Here is a 1,020-nt window from a genome sequence, read left to right as displayed (position 1 = left end):
ATTTTACAGAAGAATATAATAAAAAATAAAGATAAAGGATTTTAAATGAAAAATCTCTTATTTATACTGCTGAATCTAAGCATGAGTAGCTCGTTTTTTGTACAGTGCCAGCCCAAAAAAGATGCACTTATCATGAAAACAGAAGATACAGAGTTTGCTATTACTCCCTGCCAAATAACCTATAAAGGAAAGGAGCTTCCTTTAGGGAAACCCTTGGATGCATGGATCCAATTATTAGGAACATATTCAAGACATACAGGCCGAGGATATGTATGGGATTCTTTAGGAATTGCAATTAATGACTGGGAAGCTAATCATGAATATGTAAAAGAACTATATATTTTCTTTGTCAATCTGGATAGTAAGGTAGGACAAGCGGGGAAATTGCAATTTGCCTGGCAAAGAAAATCATTTGAATTTATAGAAAAAGACTATCAATCTATAAAAGAACCTATGTCGGAAGAACTTAAAAAAAGGATAATTGGAAGGATAGAACCAAAAGAAAAATATATCTATCCTTTTACCCCCTATACCCAAACAGTCAATTTACAGGGAGCACCGGTTAAATCAGGAATGAGTTTAAATGAAGTAAATAAAGAGAGGTCAAAAATAAAAGGTCTTGAAAAAATGGGATACTGGGATAACGATGGCGACTGGAGCTGGGATTCCGGCTCTACCACTATAAAAACCGGAGAGTTCCGCGAACAAAAAGATCATAGCTCTATATGTCCTAAACAGGACTATTGGTATTATATAACTTTGCGTTATAGTGAAGGAGAGTTGGAATATTTGAAAGTAGAATATTTATCCAAAGAGAATGAGAAATAATACAGTACTCATTTTTCTTTTAGGGTTTTGTTGTTTTTACACCCAATGTCAAACCAAAGAACCCCCAAAACCTATGGATACAGAATTTACTATTACTCCCTGCCAAATAACCTATAAAGGAAAGGAACTTCCTTTAGGAAAACCTTTTAAAGAATGGATAAAGATATTTGGAGAATATAATAGATTTGTAGA

At 33.6% G+C, this 1,020-nt stretch carries 2 protein-coding genes; both read left to right on the top strand.

The features are described 5' to 3' along the window. Positions 1-81: 81 nt before the first annotated feature. Positions 82-828 (top strand): DUF7738 domain-containing protein, encoded by a 747-nt coding sequence (locus tag C4S77_RS04475; protein ID WP_146106045.1) that lies wholly within the window; start codon positions 82-84, stop codon positions 826-828. Then, positions 818-1,020, top strand: a 203-nt coding sequence (locus C4S77_RS04470; protein WP_455423242.1) for a DUF7738 domain-containing protein, incomplete at its 3' end; no start/stop codon positions are given. The genes C4S77_RS04475 and C4S77_RS04470, both read left to right, overlap by 11 nt.

The sequence above is a fragment of the Apibacter adventoris genome (assembly GCF_002964975.1).
Lineage (GTDB): Bacteria > Bacteroidota > Bacteroidia > Flavobacteriales > Weeksellaceae > Apibacter > Apibacter adventoris.
This window is presented reverse-complemented; position numbering and strand designations above follow the sequence as displayed.

Excerpts from the sequence above, each read along its gene's own strand:
- C4S77_RS04475 (WP_146106045.1), top strand. The coding sequence starts at position 82 with ATGAGTAGCTCGTTTTTTGTACAGTGCCAGCCCAAAAAAGATGCACTT.